This window comes from Corynebacterium sp. HMSC14H10 (genome assembly GCF_001807105.1).
GTDB lineage: Bacteria > Actinomycetota > Actinomycetes > Mycobacteriales > Mycobacteriaceae > Corynebacterium > Corynebacterium jeikeium_D.
On sequence record NZ_KV787421.1, the window covers coordinates 70,031 to 85,555 of the forward strand.

At 57.8% G+C, this 15,525-nt stretch carries 15 protein-coding genes; all 15 read left to right on the forward strand.

Annotated features, from left to right (window positions below; translation table 11 throughout):
* Positions 1–105: 105 nt before the first annotated feature.
* Positions 106–2,766: an alanine--tRNA ligase gene (gene alaS / locus HMPREF3135_RS04740; RefSeq protein WP_016422696.1), complete on the forward strand. Its 2,661-nt coding sequence runs from the start codon at positions 106–108 to the stop codon at positions 2,764–2,766.
* Between the two features lie 37 nt (positions 2,767–2,803).
* Positions 2,804–3,307, forward strand: coding sequence for a Holliday junction resolvase RuvX (gene ruvX / locus HMPREF3135_RS04745; protein WP_016422697.1), 504 nt, complete (start codon positions 2,804–2,806; stop codon positions 3,305–3,307).
* Positions 3,308–3,568: 261 nt separating this feature from the next.
* Positions 3,569–4,795, forward strand: a complete 1,227-nt coding sequence (gene mltG, locus HMPREF3135_RS04750) for an endolytic transglycosylase MltG (RefSeq protein ID WP_048731838.1) — start codon at positions 3,569–3,571, stop codon at positions 4,793–4,795.
* Between the two features lie 14 nt (positions 4,796–4,809).
* A complete protein-coding gene (locus HMPREF3135_RS04755; protein ID WP_016422699.1) occupies positions 4,810–5,625 on the forward strand; it encodes a shikimate dehydrogenase in 816 nt (271 codons plus the stop codon).
* Between the two features lie 122 nt (positions 5,626–5,747).
* Entirely contained in the window at positions 5,748–6,263 is a 516-nt protein-coding gene (locus tag HMPREF3135_RS04760; RefSeq protein WP_224783722.1) for a prepilin peptidase, read from the forward strand.
* A gap of 94 nt (positions 6,264–6,357) precedes the next feature.
* The gene (aroC, locus tag HMPREF3135_RS04765) at positions 6,358–7,545 is read left to right on the forward strand and encodes a chorismate synthase (protein ID WP_070438455.1); all 1,188 of its coding nucleotides are present in this window, start codon (positions 6,358–6,360) and stop codon (positions 7,543–7,545) included.
* Between the two features lie 40 nt (positions 7,546–7,585).
* Entirely contained in the window at positions 7,586–8,107 is a 522-nt protein-coding gene (locus HMPREF3135_RS04770; RefSeq protein WP_048731844.1) for a shikimate kinase, read from the forward strand.
* 87 nt (positions 8,108–8,194) lie between these two features.
* Positions 8,195–9,304, forward strand: a complete 1,110-nt coding sequence (aroB, locus tag HMPREF3135_RS04775; protein ID WP_070438369.1) for a 3-dehydroquinate synthase — start codon at positions 8,195–8,197, stop codon at positions 9,302–9,304.
* Positions 9,301–9,777 carry a type II 3-dehydroquinate dehydratase gene (aroQ, locus tag HMPREF3135_RS04780; RefSeq protein ID WP_070438372.1) on the forward strand — a complete coding sequence of 159 codons (477 nt, stop codon included), beginning with the start codon at positions 9,301–9,303 and terminating at the stop codon, positions 9,775–9,777. Before aroB ends, aroQ begins: the two co-directional genes overlap by 4 nt.
* A complete protein-coding gene (locus HMPREF3135_RS04785) occupies positions 9,774–10,946 on the forward strand; it encodes a M24 family metallopeptidase (protein WP_070438375.1) in 1,173 nt (390 codons plus the stop codon). The genes aroQ and HMPREF3135_RS04785 overlap by 4 nt, the downstream gene beginning before the upstream one ends.
* A gap of 87 nt (positions 10,947–11,033) precedes the next feature.
* Positions 11,034–11,597 (forward strand): elongation factor P, encoded by a 564-nt coding sequence (gene efp, locus HMPREF3135_RS04790; RefSeq protein ID WP_016422706.1) that lies wholly within the window; start codon positions 11,034–11,036, stop codon positions 11,595–11,597.
* Positions 11,598–11,645: 48 nt separating this feature from the next.
* On the forward strand, positions 11,646–12,350 hold the full coding sequence (gene nusB / locus HMPREF3135_RS04795; protein ID WP_016422707.1) for a transcription antitermination factor NusB: 705 nt from the start codon (positions 11,646–11,648) through the stop codon (positions 12,348–12,350).
* Between the two features lie 251 nt (positions 12,351–12,601).
* A complete protein-coding gene (gene pyrR / locus HMPREF3135_RS04800) occupies positions 12,602–13,171 on the forward strand; it encodes a bifunctional pyr operon transcriptional regulator/uracil phosphoribosyltransferase PyrR (protein WP_016422708.1) in 570 nt (189 codons plus the stop codon).
* Positions 13,168–14,121, forward strand: coding sequence for an aspartate carbamoyltransferase catalytic subunit (locus HMPREF3135_RS04805; protein ID WP_016422709.1), 954 nt, complete (start codon positions 13,168–13,170; stop codon positions 14,119–14,121). Before pyrR ends, HMPREF3135_RS04805 begins: the two co-directional genes overlap by 4 nt.
* Positions 14,122–15,483, forward strand: a complete 1,362-nt coding sequence (locus HMPREF3135_RS04810; RefSeq protein WP_048731852.1) for a dihydroorotase — start codon at positions 14,122–14,124, stop codon at positions 15,481–15,483. It begins immediately after the preceding gene.
* Positions 15,484–15,525: the final 42 nt, after the last annotated feature.

Here is a 15,525-nt window from a genome sequence, read left to right on the forward strand (position 1 = left end):
GGTGCCGGTGGGGTGGTTTTAAAGTTGCTCGAACCGAGCGGGTAGACTGCTAGTTTTGTATTAAACATCTCGGACGCTCGACGTGAAACGAGGAAGTAGAACACCGTGCAGACTCATGAAATTCGAAATCGCTTCATCCAGCATTTCGTAAAGGCGGGACACACCGAGGTCCCCAGTGCCTCCCTGGTTTTGGATGACCCGAACCTGCTGTTCGTTAATGCCGGCATGGTGCCGTTCAAGCCCTACTTCCTCGGCAATGAGACTCCGGACTTCTCCACCGCGACCTCAATTCAGAAGTGCGTGCGCACACTGGACATTGAAGAGGTGGGTATCACCACCCGCCACAACACCTTCTTCCAGATGGCGGGTAACTTCTCCTTCGGAAATTACTTCAAGGAAGGTGCCATCACTCATGCATGGAGCCTTCTGACTGGTGCTGTTGAGGACGGCGGCTTTGGCATCCCGGCTGAGAAGCTGTGGGTGACGGTTTTCCTCGATGACGATGAGGCCCATGACATCTGGCACGAGAAGGTTGGTGTGCCGGAAGAGCGCATTCAGCGCCGAGGCATGGCGGACAACTACTGGTCCATGGGTGTGCCTGGCCCGTGTGGCCCGTGTTCAGAGATTTTCTACGACCGCGGCCCGGAGTACGGTGCTGACGGTGGCCCAGAGGCGGACGAGGATCGCTACATCGAGATTTGGAACCTCGTCTTCATGGAAAACGAGCGTGGCGAAGGAACAGGCAAGGACTCTTTCGAGATTCTTGGCCCACTGCCGAAGAAGAACATCGATACCGGTATGGGCATCGAGCGCGTTGCTTTCCTGCTACAGGGTGTCGACAACGTCTACGAAACCGATCTGCTGCGTCCGGTTATCGACGAAGCTGAGCGGCTCACCGGTTCGAAGTACAGCTCCAACCACCAGGACAACATCCGTTTCCGCGTCATCGCCGACCACAGCCGCACCGGCTTGATGCTGATGCTCGACGGTGTCACCCCCTCGAACTCCGATCGTGGCTATATCCTGCGTCGCCTGCTGCGCCGCATCATCCGCTCTGCGCGTCTGCTCGGCGCTAACGGTCCAGTGCTGGAGAAGCTGATTGGTATTGCGGCCGAGACCATGACCCCGTCGTACCCAGAGATCGCGGAGAACTGGAACCGTATTCGCCGCGTCGCCGTCGCCGAGGAAAAGACCTTCACCAAGACTCTGTCCGCCGGTGAGGAGCTGTTCGAACGTGCTGCCACCAAGGCCAAGGCAGAGGGTAAAACCGTTCTATCCGGTCACGACGCCTTCACCCTGCATGACACCCACGGCTTCCCAATCGACCTGACCATCGAGATGGCCGAAGAGGCCGGCCTGACCATCGACCGCGAGGAATTCGATCGCGAGATGGCTGAGCAGCGTGCGCGCGCAAAGGCCGACAGCCAGGCAAAGAAGCAGTCTCACACCGACCTGCATGTCTACCGCGAGTTCATCGATGAACACCCGACGTCCTTCACTGGTTACGATCGGCTTGCCGACGAATCCACGATTCTTGGCATCATTGCCGATGGCCAGAAGCAGTCGTTTGCCGCAGAGGGCGATGAGATTGAGGTTATCCTCGATCGCACTCCGCTCTACGCCGAGGCCGGCGGTCAGCTGGCTGACCGTGGTCGTATCGTGACTGATTCCGGCGCTGTGGTCCACATCAACGATGTTCAAAAGGTGGGCAAGAAGCTGTGGCTGCACAAAGGCATTGTCACCGCTGGTGAATTCACTCCGGGTGTCTCCGCTGAAGCTTTGGTCGACGAGCAGTGGCGTCACGGTGCTCGTCAGGCGCACACTGCAACTCACTTGATTCACGGTGCTCTGCGTCAGGTACTGGGGGATACTGCAACTCAGGCTGGTTCCATGAATAAGCCGGGCTACCTCCGTTTCGACTTCAAGTACGGTGAGCAGCTCACACCGGAACAGCTCCGTGAGATTGAGCAGATCACCAATGAGGCTGTCGACAACGACTGGGCTGTCAATACTGCCGAGATGCCTTTGGAAGAGGCCAAGGCAGCTGGTGCCATGGCATTGTTCAACGAGAACTACGGCGACATCGTCCGCGTTGTCGAGGTCGGTGGCCCGTTCTCAATTGAGCTGTGTGGCGGTACCCACGTTTCGCATTCTTCGCAGATTGGTCCGGTAGCTGTGCTGGGCGAGTCCTCGGTCGGATCGGGCGTGCGCCGTATTGAGGCTTACTCGGGTATGGATTCCTTCCGCTACCTGTCCACCGAGCGTCTCCTGGCTGAACGACTGGCCACTGAATTCAAGGCTCCTTCTGCTGAGCTGCCAGACCGCATTGCAGCACTGGCTGAAAAGCTCAAGGCTGCAGAGAAGCAGCTCGCTGATTTCAAGGCCGGACAGCTGCTGGCCAATGCCGCGTCTCACCTGGAGTCCGCTCGCACCATCGGCGATGTCACCTACCTCGGCCTTAAGCTTCCCGACGGTACGGAGATGAAGGACATCCGTTCGCTGGCTAATGACTTGGCGAAGCGCCTTGCGGATCGCCCAAGCGTCATTGCGTTGATTTCCAACGCTGGCGGCAAGGTTCCGTTTGTGGCCTCGGTTTCGGATGAAGCCGTCAATCGCGGTATTAAGGCCGGCGATTTGGTGAAGCTGATGGGCGCTGAGGTCGGCGGCAAGGGCGGCGGTAAACCGGCAATGGCACAGGGCTCCGGCTCTGATGCTTCCGGAATCGACGCAGCATTGGCCGCGGTTGAGGCCGAACTGTCCAAGTAGCCAATTAACGGCTGTGCTATCGGAAGAGCAGTAAACAATGGCTAAGCCCCGTATTGATACCCCCGGTCAGGATGATCCCGGTCGGGGTCGACGGCTCGGAATCGACGTCGGCGATGTCCGCGTTGGCGTCGCGGTCTCTGACCCCGACTGTATCCTGGCGACCCCGGTTGAAACAGTCACTCGAGCAACGGGGCGAAAAGATCCTGACGGGCCGGATATTGACCGGCTCGTGGAACTTGCCACTGAACTTGAGGTCGTCGAGATTGTTCTCGGCATGCCCCTCATGCTCGACGGCTCGTTCGGGACTTCTGCGCGGAAAGCTACTGACGTTGGATTCCGGCTGCAGCGCCGACTCGGTGACCGAGTCGTAGTGCATTACGCCGACGAGCGGATGACGACGGTAATGGCCCAATCACGGCTGCACGCAGCAGGTATTGATGTTAAGTCCGGGCGGAAGATTATTGACCAGGTTGCGGCAGTAGAAATTCTGCAGTCCTGGTTGGACAGACGGGCAAAAGCTTTGGACGGAAATACCGACTAAGGGGGCACACAAAAGTTACCGAAAGGTGACAATTCACCCACCTTTGCGCAATTATTAAGTGTGTAATACCTAAGCACGTTTGTCGCGTGCATAGGATTTGAAAAGTTGAAGTGGCGATTCACACCTACAATGCAACCTAGTGCTACGACTTCGTCGTAAAGCTATGTCGCACCAGTCGTTATCAGTCGCGTGTCGTACCCGAACGGGAAGACTCCTTGCTGATACCGATGGGAGAGTGAGCTGCATTCGAGGAGATTATTGATGAGTAAAGACGCGCAGACTGCGCGCCGCACTGATAGCGGCGGTGCCGACCGGGACCGCGCTGGTGCTCGCAGCGGTGGGACAAAGTCTCGAGTTCGTCACCGCCAAACGGCAGTGGCAATCAATGTGACTTCTGTCCTGTTATGCGTGTTGGTCCTCGGAGTGATTGGCCTCGTCTGGAACCGTGGCGGCATTGTTGACGATTACGATGGCAAAGCTGAGGGTCCATTGACGATTGTTGAGGTCAGTGAAGGCACGTCACTTACTGATTTGTCCAACCAGTTGGTGGAAAGCGGCGTCGTCAAGTCTTCCCGTGCGTTCATCCAGGCCGCGAATGAGAACTCTCATTCAAGTGAATTGCAGCCTGGTTTCTACCGACTCCATCAGCGGATGAAGGCCGACGAGACCGTCGAGGCTCTTCTGGATGTCGAAAATCAGGTCGGTACCGTTGACATTCCGACTGGCGCCCGTTTCGCCGATACCCGCATTGTGTCCTCATCGGATGTACGTAAGGGAATTTTCTCGCTTATTTCTGAGGCCACTTGTGTTGAAGACAATGACTGCGTATCCAAGGCCGATCTCGAACGTGCTGCTGGCGAGGCCGATTTGGCCGCGCTGGGTGTTCCAGAATGGGCCCGGGACGCGGTAGCTGCGCGTGGCAACGACCCTCGTCGTCTTGAGGGACTCATTACGCCGGGTATTCATCACCTTGACCCGCAGCAGACGCCCGAACAGATGCTTGCAAAATTGGTCAAGGAATCGGTGAAGAATTATGAGGACACGGGTCTCATGGCTTCAGCGGACATGGTTGGTCTTACTCCATACGAGCTGATTACCGCAGCTTCTTTGATCCAGATGGAGGCGCCAGATGGCGACTTCGATAAGGTCGCTCGCGTTATTCTCAACCGTCTCGACGAACCGATGCAGCTGCAGTTCGACTCGACAGTCAACTACGACCTGCCAGATCAGGAAATCGCAACCACGGATGAGGACCGCGCGCGAAAGACCGCGTGGAACACCTACGCCAAGGAGGGGCTGCCGGAAACCCCCATTGCTTCGCCCTCCATCGAGGCGATTCGTGCCATGGAAAATCCGGCAGACGGCACCTGGCTGTACTTTGTCACGGTGGACAAGGAAGGAAATACTGTCTTTAGCACGACCTTCGAAGAGCACGAGGCCGCTATCGACGAGTCACGCAACAATGGCGTGCTGGATTCCAACCGCTAAGAGGTAGAACTCCTATGCCTATAACTCATCGCGCAGCCGTGCTGGGAGATCCGATTGATCACTCGTACTCGCCGGCTATTCACAACGCCGGTTACCGCGCTGCGGGAATGAATGACTGGCACTATGACCGCATCCGATGCAACGCCGAAGAGCTTGCCGACGTCGTTGGTGGCGCAGACCCCAGTTTCCAGGGGTTTTCCGTCACGATGCCCGGCAAGTTTGCCGCGCTGGACTTCGCCGATGAAGTCAGTGAGCGCGCACGGCTCATAGGTTCAGCGAACACTCTGGTCCGTCGCGATTCGGACTGGTTTGCCGACAACACCGATGGCGACGGCGTACTGGGAGCACTGCGCGAGATAGACTGCACGAACGCACCACGTGGCCGCGCCGTTGTTGTTGGTGCCGGTGGCACAGCACGGCCGGCACTTTGGGCGCTGTCGCAGCTGGGGGTCAATCATGTGACCGTGGTAGCGCGCTCCGAGCGCGCATATGACATTGAACCATTAGCTGCCGCGCTGGGGATGGAATTTGTTTGGGTGACTTTTGATGTTCCAAACCTGGCAGATATTGCTGGTAATGCCGACGTGCTGGTCTCTACGGTGCCGTCAGCCGCAATTGAGTCGGTTGCTGGCTACCTCGCTCGAGCACCGAAGATTCTCGACGTCATTTACAATCCCTGGCCAACCCCACTTGTGAAAGCAGCGGAACGCGGAGGGACACAGGCGGTCGGTGGATTGTCCATGTTGCTACATCAAGCGGTGGGACAGTTTGAGCAGTTTACTGGACGCACTCCCGATGTCGAGGCGATGCGTGCAGCGCTGCCGAACTAGCTCACAACCGTTACAATCCCAAAGTTATGGGGTGGGGAATAACTGAGATAGGGCTGTCTCCGATTGGACAGCACAGGATTGCCCCGGTCTACCTTGACCGGGTTTTCTATTTCCTAGTCGTGATGCTTGTACTCGGCTGGGGCGGTATTGGCTGCTGGTTGGATGTGACTCGGCGAAGACTACCGAACTGGTGGTTAGTGCTAGGGGCAGTGGGTCTGATAGCAACCACTGGAATGGTGCTCCAGCAAAAGAGCACCTTGGCTGACAATCTCGCCAGTGCAGTCGCAGCCATAGGAACAGGAATAGGCCTCTGGTTTGGCCTCTATGTAGCAGTCTTCATCTTCAACCCACGCTCTATGGGGGCTGGAGATGTGAAGCTCGCAGCAATTCTCGGGGGCGGTGTCGGTCTGGTATCGGGCGAGCCAGTGGCGACAGCAATTTGGATTGCAGTGGCAATTCTGTTGGCTGCCGGACTCACTCTCCTCATGGCAGGAGTCACCGCGGGAAAGCGGGGCTGGGGTGACCGTCGTAAAGCAAAAACAGCGCCTGTACCGGCGAGCGTGCCTCATGGGCCTGCGATGCTTGCAGCAACCGCCATTGTGTGGGGGATAAGCGGAGGGTACCTACAAGTCCCCTGAAGCGGTAGACCAGGGGCGATGAAATGGGGCATATTTGAAACTTGTATGCCCCCAAATGCACAAGAAGTACGGCAAACGTGACATTATGATACCTATGCTTCGTTGGACTACCGCGGGTGAATCTCACGGCAAAGCGCTTATCGCTCTCGTAGAAGGCGCGCCAGCCGGACTTCCCCTGACTACAGATGACGTATCACGCCACCTCGCACGCCGCCGCCTCGGCTATGGTCGCGGGGCGCGAATGAAGTTTGAGGCTGATGAGGTCACCCTGCTGACTGGCATTCGACATGGTGAGACGCTGGGATCGCCGATTGGCATTATGGTCGGCAACTCCGAATGGCCCAAGTGGACTGAGGTCATGAGCCCGGATCCAGTTGACCCAGTTGTTTTGGATACAGCTCGTGGCGCCACCTTAACCCGCCCGCGCCCGGGGCATGCCGATTTCAACGGCATGCTGAAGTACAACCACACCGATGCTCGAAGCATCCTGGAGCGTTCATCGGCTCGCGAGACTGCAGCACGTGTGGCGGCATCGGTTGTGGCACGCTTAATTCTGCGTGAGACTCTCGGTGTGGAAGTTGTCAGCCACGTTATTTCCATCGGTCGTTCGGAGCCCTACGAGGGGCCACTGCCGACCTTCGCTGATCAGGACAAGATTGACGAGTCGCCAGTGCGTGCATTCTCCGCAGCTGCGGAGGAGTCGATGATTGACGAAATCAAGGCCGCCAAGAAGCAGGGCGACACCCTCGGTGGCATCGTCGAGGGCGTTGTCCACGGTCTGCCGGTGGGTCTGGGATCGCACATTTCCGGTGATGCCCGTCTGGATTCGCAGCTTGCGGCTGCCTTGATGGGAATTCAGTCCGTCAAGGGCGTGGAGATCGGCGACGGTTTTGAGGAAGCCCGTCGCCGTGGCACCGAGGCTCACGATGAAATGGTGCGTACCGACGACGGCGTGGATCGGGAAACTAACCGCGCCGGTGGCCTGGAGGGTGGCATGACTAATGCTCAACCTCTCGTTGTGCGTGCTGCGATGAAACCAATTTCGACCGTTCCGCGTGCGCTGAAGACCGTCGATATGGCCAGCGGCGATGCAGCTACCGCAATCCACCAGCGCTCTGATGTCTGCGCGGTCCCGGCCGGCGGTGTTGTCGCAGAGGCAATGGTCGCGCTGGTACTGGCGCGTGCAGTGATGGAAAAGTTCGGCGGCGATAGCCTGGAGGAAACCAAGCGTAACGTTGAGGGCTACTTGGAGCAGACTCGACGTCGCCTTGATTGGAAATAGCGCCACAGTCGCGCACACGAAGAAGGGTAAAACGAGGGGAATGTCCGTTCCTACTATTGTCCTTGTCGGACCGCCCGGATCGGGAAAGTCCACCATCGGTCGTCGACTGTCTCGTGCATTGAGCACAAGACTCACCGATACCGATGAGATGATTGAACAGCGCATGGGCAAGACTTGTGGGGAAGTCTTTTCCGAGCTGGGAGAGCCGGAATTCCGCCGTATCGAGGAACAAATCGTGGCGGAGGCTCTGACCCACGACGGAATCGTCTCACTTGGCGGTGGTGCCGTGATTTCGCAGGCGACCCGTGACCTGCTGGCAGACCATAACGTCGTCTACCTCGAGATCAGCATTGCAGAGGGGGTCCGTCGTACAGCGGGTAACAATTCGCGCCCGGTGCTCCAGGCGGATGATCCTGAGGCGCATTACCGCGCGCTCTATGAGGCTCGCCGAGCTTTTTACGAAGATGCAGCCACTTTCAAGGTGCGTTCCGACGAACGTTCCCCGCAGCGCGTTGTGGCCGAGATCCTCAGCTACCTCGATGAAACCTGCGACGAGGCTTAACTGGCGACTCTTAAAAGGCGGCAGCTAATCACTGCCGTATAACCAGCAACTCCATACATTTCTTACGCTAACGACTAGGGACTGACAATGAACTCAACCCGCACAATCCGTGTTGAAGGCCCATCGCCGTACACGGTGACCATGGGGCATGGACTCACCGAGCAGATTGCGGAGGCCGCTACCTTTGCTTCCCAGGTTGCGGTAATTCACCAGGGGAGCGTTCAAGAGCTGAGCTTCGGCGTCATCAAGGCTCTGGCGGACAAAGGAGTCGACTCCTTCAGCATCCAGGTTCCGGATGCGGAGGAGGGCAAGACGCTCGCAGTTGCTGAAACAGTTTGGGACACTTTTGGTGAACGCGGTCTGGGCCGGCGTGACGCGGTAATCGCGATTGGCGGCGGTGCAGCTACAGACTTCGGTGGATTCGTCGCCGCCGCGTGGATGCGTGGAGTGAAGGTTATCCAGGTCCCGACGACGCTGCTCGGCATGGTCGACGCGGCTGTCGGCGGTAAGACCGGTATCAACACTGCAGCCGGCAAGAACCTGGTCGGCGCTTTCCACGAGCCTGCCGCGGTGTTCTGTGACCTTGATGTCCTGCGCACCTTGCCGAAGGCCGAGCTGATCGCGGGCTCGGCAGAGATTATCAAGGCTGGATTTATCGCGGACACGAAGATTCTCGATCTTTACGAGGCAAACCCGCAGGCCTGCCTCGATGTTGACGGTGACCTGCCAGAACTGGTCGAGCGCGCGATTGCTGTCAAGGCACGCGTTGTCGCTGAGGATCTGAAGGAATCTGGCCTCCGTGAGATCCTGAACTATGGCCACACTTTCGGTCATGCCGTTGAGCACTTTGAAAACTACCGCTGGCGCCATGGCCATGCCGTAGCTGTAGGCATGGTTTATGTTGCCGAGCTGGCCAAGATCACCGGACATATTGATCAGGAACTCGTAGACCGCCACCGTCGCATCCTAGAGTCCATTGGTCTGCCAACGACCTACCAGACAGGTCGTTTTACCGAGCTCTACGATGCGATGACCAGGGATAAGAAGAACCGCGACGGTGCGATCCGATTCGTTATTCTAGAAAACCCCGGTGAAACAGCCCGTCTTGAAGGCCCGGGAATGGATGACCTCGAGCGTGCATACGAACTGCTCTGCAACAATGGGTACGCCGCATCGGAGGAGTCAGCCCGCTCATGACCTCTCTTCGCGCAGCAACTGATGCCACAACGGCGATTCCGACCGTGCTTGTTCTGAACGGCCCGAACCTCGATCGTCTGGGCAAGCGTCAGCCAGAAATTTACGGTGCCACTACTTTGGCCGATGTCGAATCTGAACTTCGCACCCTAGCCAAGGAGCTTGGCGTCGTAGTGGATTGCCGCCAATCCAACTATGAAGGTCAACTCATCGAGTGGGTTCATGAAGCTGCCGACTACGGTTGGCCAGTCATTATCAATCCAGGAGGGTTGACACACACCTCCGTCGCCCTGCGTGACGCGCTTGCCGAAGTTGCCGACGGTGCGGGCTTCCACGAGGTCCATATTTCAAACATTCACGCCCGGGAGGAGTTTCGGCACCACTCGTACCTGTCAGCGCTTGCCGCGGGCGTTATCGTCGGGTGCGGAACTGATGGCTATTCCATGGCACTGAGAAGGGTGAGTACGACACTATGACAGATATCTCCACGAACTACGCCGCCCGCCGAGCTGCTCTTATCGACGCATTGTCCGACAACGACTGCGACGGTTTCCTCACAGTCGACCCGACGCATGTTGGCTGGCTTACGGGATTCCACGGCTCGAATGCTGGTTTGATTGTTGCGGCCAGTGGGGAAGCGCTGCTTTCCACCGACGGCCGCTATACGGTTCAGGCTGGCAAACAGGCACCGGACGTGGAGTTACTCACCGCTCGCAACACCGGCGTGGCACTCGTCGGTCAATGCCGAAAGCTGGATATCTCGCGTCTTGGTGTTGAATCTGAGTTCCTCACTATGGCCGCTTACCAAGAGCTAGAGGATGCCCGGCCACAGGCACTCGAGCTGGTATCGACTACGGGCGTCGTCTCTAAACTGCGGGAGGTCAAGTCCGATACGGAACTCGTCGCTCTGCGCCACGTCGCCGACATCGCGGTCCGCGCATTCGAGGACTTGCTTCACGACGGCATCGTGGTCGCCGGCCGCACGGAGCGCGAAGTCGCCGCAGAGTTGGAGTACCGCATGCGCATGCATGGCGCCGATCGGCCTAGCTTCGACACGATTGTCGCGAGCGGCCCGAATTCCGCCAAGCCACACCACGGAGCGGAAGATCGCGTAATCGAGGCAGGTGACCTGGTCACTATTGACTTTGGCGCCTTTGCCGGGGGCTACAACTCAGATATGACACGTACCCTCTTTGCCGGTGAGGCGGGAACGTCGTCAAGCGAAAGCGATTCGAACAATACGTCGTCAGATTTGGACGGCGCGATTGTTGCCGGGGTGGAGTTCGCAGACGAGAAGGCCCGAGAGATTTACAATGTCGTGCTGGAAGCCCAGCTGGCTGGCGTAAAAGCGGCCGTGCCAGGGGCTGATGTTGTGGCTGTAGACGCAGCATGCCGGGACATTATTGAAAAGGCTGGTTATGGGGAGCACTTCGTTCATTCCACCGGCCACGGAATCGGTATTGAGGTGCATGAGGCTCCATTTGCTGGTCGCACCGGCAAGGGGAAGTTGGCAGCTGGCATGACGTTGACCATCGAGCCTGGTATTTATGTGCCGGGGTTCGGCGGTGTGCGCATCGAAGATACGTTGATTATCACCGACACCGAGCCGGAAATTATTACGCAGCTGTCGAAACCGCGAGCCTAACATCACGGCGTTTTATTTTTCTCTCGATGAGATACGGAGTATCGTGGTTTCGTCAGAGAGCTTTTTAACAATTTCAGGAGAGTTTAGTTGGCTACCACCGCAGATTTTAAAAACGGTCTAGTTATCAAGCACGACAACAAGCTTCAGCAGATCGTGGAGTTCCAGCACGTCAAGCCAGGTAAGGGTCCGGCATTCGTCCGCACCAAGCTGAAGGACGTTCTGACCGGCAAGGTTGTTGACAAGACTTTCAACGCTGGCGTCAAGATTGAGACTGCTACCGTCGACCGTCGCGACATGACGTACCTGTACCACGACGGTGAAGGATACGTCTTCATGGACGACAAGACCTACGACCAGATTTCCATCCTGGACGCTCAGATGCCGGAGGGTGCTAAGTTCCTGCTTCCGGAAACCACCTGCCAGGTGTCCTTCCATGAGGGCAACGTTCTTTTCGCTGAAATGCCTGTTTCGGTTGAACTGAAGGTTGAGCAGACCGACCCGGGTCTGCAGGGCGACCGCTCCACCGGTGGCACCAAGCCGGCAACTTTGGAGACTGGCGCTGAGATTCAGGTGCCGCTGTTCATCGAAACCGGCGACGTACTGAAGGTCGACACCCGTGACGGCTCCTACCTGTCCCGCGTCAACCACTAATTCCCTCATCTAGTTCACCCTTTTGTTGAGAGCGATACATACACATCCATGACTGAAAAGGATCACAAGTCCGTCGAGACCCCGGATGCGCAGGAGTCCGCGAAAGTTCGCGAACCTAACTACAAGCGCCACGGCGCGCGCTACCGTGCGCGCCGTCGTGCGGTAGATCTGCTATTTGAGGCCGAGCAGCGAGGCGTCGACGTCGTCAAGCTTCTTGAAGAGCGGCTGGAAATGGTCCGTAATCCAGATCTGGATGTGAATCCAATTGCGGAGTACACCGAGCAGATCGTGCGCGGTGTAGCTGCGGAAATTATCGGTATCGACTCGACGATTTCCTCGTACCTGACGGAGGAGTGGCCGCTGCGTCGCCTACCGGCAGTCGACCGTGCTATCTTGCGTCTTTCCACCTGGGAGCTGTTCTACAACTCCGACGTGCCTCCGCGTGTGGCCGTGGTGGAAGGCGTTGAGCTGGCATCGGAATACTCCACTGATGTGGCGGCACCGTACATCAACGCAGTTCTCGATGCCGAGGCCAAGATTGCCGACCAGGCACGCCTGGCAGCAGCAGCTGTTAGCACTTCGGTGGGCGAGTCCCAGTTCGACGAGGCTATTCAGGCACAGGCTGCTGCAAATGAGGAAGCTGACAAGGCACTGGCTGACTCCGATGAGATGGCTAAGATTACCGGCCTGGACATGAGCGATATTGCCAAGCTGGTGGCTGAAGACGTGGCTAAGAGCGAGAACGGGTCCTAGCCAATCAAAGCGGCCGGGCTCACTGCGAGCCGATCGCAGTCGGTTCTCGCGGATTGTCTGAAACTCCAAGTCCCTTTTTTGGGGGCTTGGAGTTTTGTTGCATTTAGAGGCAATTTAAGTGTGAGTGCTATTCTGGTCAGCGGAAGTTTGCACCGCGACCGTAGTTGCGGGTCACGCAAACTGATAATCAAATATCCACAATCAAGACATCCTTTAACGGACCGCACTGAGAGGCGGGGAAGGAGGTCACGATGAGCGAAGGAACGCCGCAAACAACCGAGCTGCTCAATGCAGACGAAGTTGCACGTACCATCGCGCGCATCGCGCACCAAATTATTGAAAAAACTGCGCTGGATAGCCCAAATGCTGGGCGCGTAGTTCTCCTCGGCATTCCATCTGGTGGCGTACCGCTGGCGGAGAAGCTAGCCGATTTGATTGAACAGTTCTCCGGCATTCGCCCGGAAACTGGATCGCTTGATATCACCCTGTACAGGGATGACTTGCGCAAGGGCCCGCACCGCGCCCTGCAGCCCACGAACATTCCAAACTCCGGAATCGACGGTACCACCGTTGTTCTCGTAGACGATGTCCTCTTCTCAGGTCGCACAATTCGTGCCGCACTCGACGCTATTGCTGACATCGGTCGCCCGCGAGTAATTCAGCTTGCAGTGCTGGTTGATCGTGGTCATCGTCAACTACCAATTCGCGCCGATTACGTCGGTAAGAATCTGCCAACTTCCCGCGACGAAGACGTCGATGTGCTGGTAGAGGCACTTGACGGCCGTGACGCGGTTATTCTCACCCGGGCGGAGGAACAGTGAAACACCTGATTAGCATTGCGGATTTGACCAAGGATGAAATTGTCGGCCTGATGGATGAGGCCGATCGTTTCAAGGAGGTCATCCGCGGTCGGGAAATTAAGAAGCTGCCGACCCTGCGCGGCCGCACTATTTACAACCTCTTTTACGAGAATTCCACGCGTACCCGCTCTTCTTTTGAGACTGCGGGTAAGTGGATGAGCGCCGATGTTATTAATATCTCGGCTTCCTCTTCCTCTGTGAAGAAAGGCGAAAGTCTGAAAGACACCGCGCTGACTTTGGATGCTATCGGCGGCGATGCCATCGTCGTTAGGCACCCATCGTCGGGCGCGGCACAGCTGATCGCCAAGTGGACTGAGGAATTTGGCAACGGCCCATCGATCATCAACGCGGGTGACGGAAAGCACCAGCACCCGACGCAGGCTCTCCTGGACGCGGTGACGTTGCGTCAGCGCCTCGGTGGAATTGAGGGGCGCAAGGTCGTCATCGTTGGCGATATTTTGCACTCTCGCGTCGCTCGCTCTAACGCCGATCTGCTAAGCAAGCTCGGCGCCGAGGTCGTGTTCGTCGCGCCACCGACGCTGCTGCCGTTTGGCATCGAGACCTGGCCGGTGCGTGTTGCCTACCGCATGGAAGACGAGATCCGCGATGCTGATGCCGTGATGATGCTCCGCGTTCAGCAGGAGCGCATGAACGGAGGCTTCTTCCCATCCCATCGCGAATACGCCACTCGCTACGGGCTGTCGAAGGCTCGCGAGAAGATGCTTCGCGACGACTGCATCGTGATGCACCCAGGTCCGATGCTTCGTGGCATGGAAATTAACGACGCCGTCGCTGATCTGCCGCGCACCGCCGTGCTGCAGCAGGTAGCCAACGGTGTCCACGTCCGCATGGCAGTTCTTTTCACACTGCTGACCTCAGGTGTTTCCGCCAACTTGGAAGGGCAGGCATAAATGTCGAATCGCAATGAGTATGACGAAGCCTCGTACCCCGAGGTAGGACCATTGGCAGCACCCGCACGGGGACAGCTGCTGCTGAAGGGTGTGCGTCCCTACGGTGAAGGCGAAGACGTCGACGTCTTGATCGAAGATGGCGTTATCGCTGAGATTGGAGAAGATCTCACGGCCGAGGACGGGGTAGAGGTCCTGGAGTTCGACTCGCTGGTCCTTCTGCCAGGTCTGGTTGACATCCATGTGCACCTGCGCGAGCCGGGCCGTGAAGATACGGAAACCCTGGCCACTGGTTCCGCTGCCGCAGCACGCGGTGGTTTCACCGCAGTGTTCACTATGGCCAATACCGCGCCGGTAACCGATGACCCCTCGATTGCTGAGTCGGTGTGGCTCAAGGGCCAGGCGCTGAACCTCTGCGACGTTCACCCGGTCGGATCCATTACTAAGGGGCTGAAGGGCGAGACGCTGACTGAGTTCGGCATGATGGCAGACTCGCAGGCGAAGGTACGCATGTTCTCCGATGACGGTAAGTGCGTTGACAATCCGCTGATTATGCGCCGCGCGATTGAATACGCCCGCGGCGAAGACGTATTGCTGGCGCAGCACTGCGAAGATCCGCGTCTGACCGCAGATGCATCGGCTCACGAAGGTCCGACCGCCGCACGACTCGGCCTGACCGGGTGGCCGCGCGTAGCTGAGGAGTCCATCGTGGCCCGAGATGCCATTATGGCTCGCGACTACGGCGGACGCATGCACATCTGCCACGCTTCCACCGAAGGCACGGTTGAGCTGGTCAAGTGGGCAAAGGAGCATGATATTCCGCTGACCGCCGAGGTTACCCCGCATCACCTGATCCTCACCGATGAGAAGTTGGAGACCTACGACGGCGTCTACCGCGTCAATCCGCCGCTGCGTGAGCAGCGCGACACCCTGGCTCTGCGTCAGGCTCTGATTGACGGGATCATTGACTGTGTCGCTACCGACCACGCTCCGCACGGCTCTGAAGAAAAGTGCTGCGAGTTCGAGCACGCTAAGCCCGGCATGCTTGGTCTGGAGACCTCGATGCCAATCATCGCCGAAGAGTTCGTTTTGAAGGGCGATTGTGATTGGCGCTGGCTGGCCAAGGTCATGAGTGAGCGTCCCGCTCAAATCGTGAAGCTACCGGGGCACGGCCGTCCGATTGCTGTCGGTGAGCCTGCCAACCTGACCGTTGTTGACCCGGGCAAAAAGTGGACGGTCCGCGGCGAAGACCTGGCGTCGAAGTCTGAGAACACTCCATATGAGGAAATGGAGATGGCCGTGTCCGTGGCAGCTACCGTGCTGCGCGGTAAGGTGACCGCTCTTAACGGAGAGGTCGCTGGATAATATTCATGTCAACGCATAAAAATTCACATGCGTCCCGTATGA

Bases quoted from the DNA above. Each gene is read 5' to 3' on its own strand.
- ruvX (WP_016422697.1), top strand. From the start codon at position 2,804: ATGGCTAAGCCCCGTATTGATACCCCCGGTCAGGATGATCCCGGTCGG.
- mltG (WP_048731838.1), top strand. From the start codon at position 3,569: ATGAGTAAAGACGCGCAGACTGCGCGCCGCACTGATAGCGGCGGTGCC.
- HMPREF3135_RS04755 (WP_016422699.1), top strand. From the start codon at position 4,810: ATGCCTATAACTCATCGCGCAGCCGTGCTGGGAGATCCGATTGATCAC.
- HMPREF3135_RS04760 (WP_224783722.1), top strand. From the start codon at position 5,748: ATGCTTGTACTCGGCTGGGGCGGTATTGGCTGCTGGTTGGATGTGACT.
- aroC (WP_070438455.1), top strand. From the start codon at position 6,358: ATGCTTCGTTGGACTACCGCGGGTGAATCTCACGGCAAAGCGCTTATC.
- HMPREF3135_RS04770 (WP_048731844.1), top strand. From the start codon at position 7,586: ATGTCCGTTCCTACTATTGTCCTTGTCGGACCGCCCGGATCGGGAAAG.
- aroB (WP_070438369.1), top strand. From the start codon at position 8,195: ATGAACTCAACCCGCACAATCCGTGTTGAAGGCCCATCGCCGTACACG.
- aroQ (WP_070438372.1), top strand. From the start codon at position 9,301: ATGACCTCTCTTCGCGCAGCAACTGATGCCACAACGGCGATTCCGACC.
- HMPREF3135_RS04785 (WP_070438375.1), top strand. From the start codon at position 9,774: ATGACAGATATCTCCACGAACTACGCCGCCCGCCGAGCTGCTCTTATC.
- nusB (WP_016422707.1), top strand. From the start codon at position 11,646: ATGACTGAAAAGGATCACAAGTCCGTCGAGACCCCGGATGCGCAGGAG.
- pyrR (WP_016422708.1), top strand. From the start codon at position 12,602: ATGAGCGAAGGAACGCCGCAAACAACCGAGCTGCTCAATGCAGACGAA.
- HMPREF3135_RS04810 (WP_048731852.1), top strand. From the start codon at position 14,122: ATGTCGAATCGCAATGAGTATGACGAAGCCTCGTACCCCGAGGTAGGA.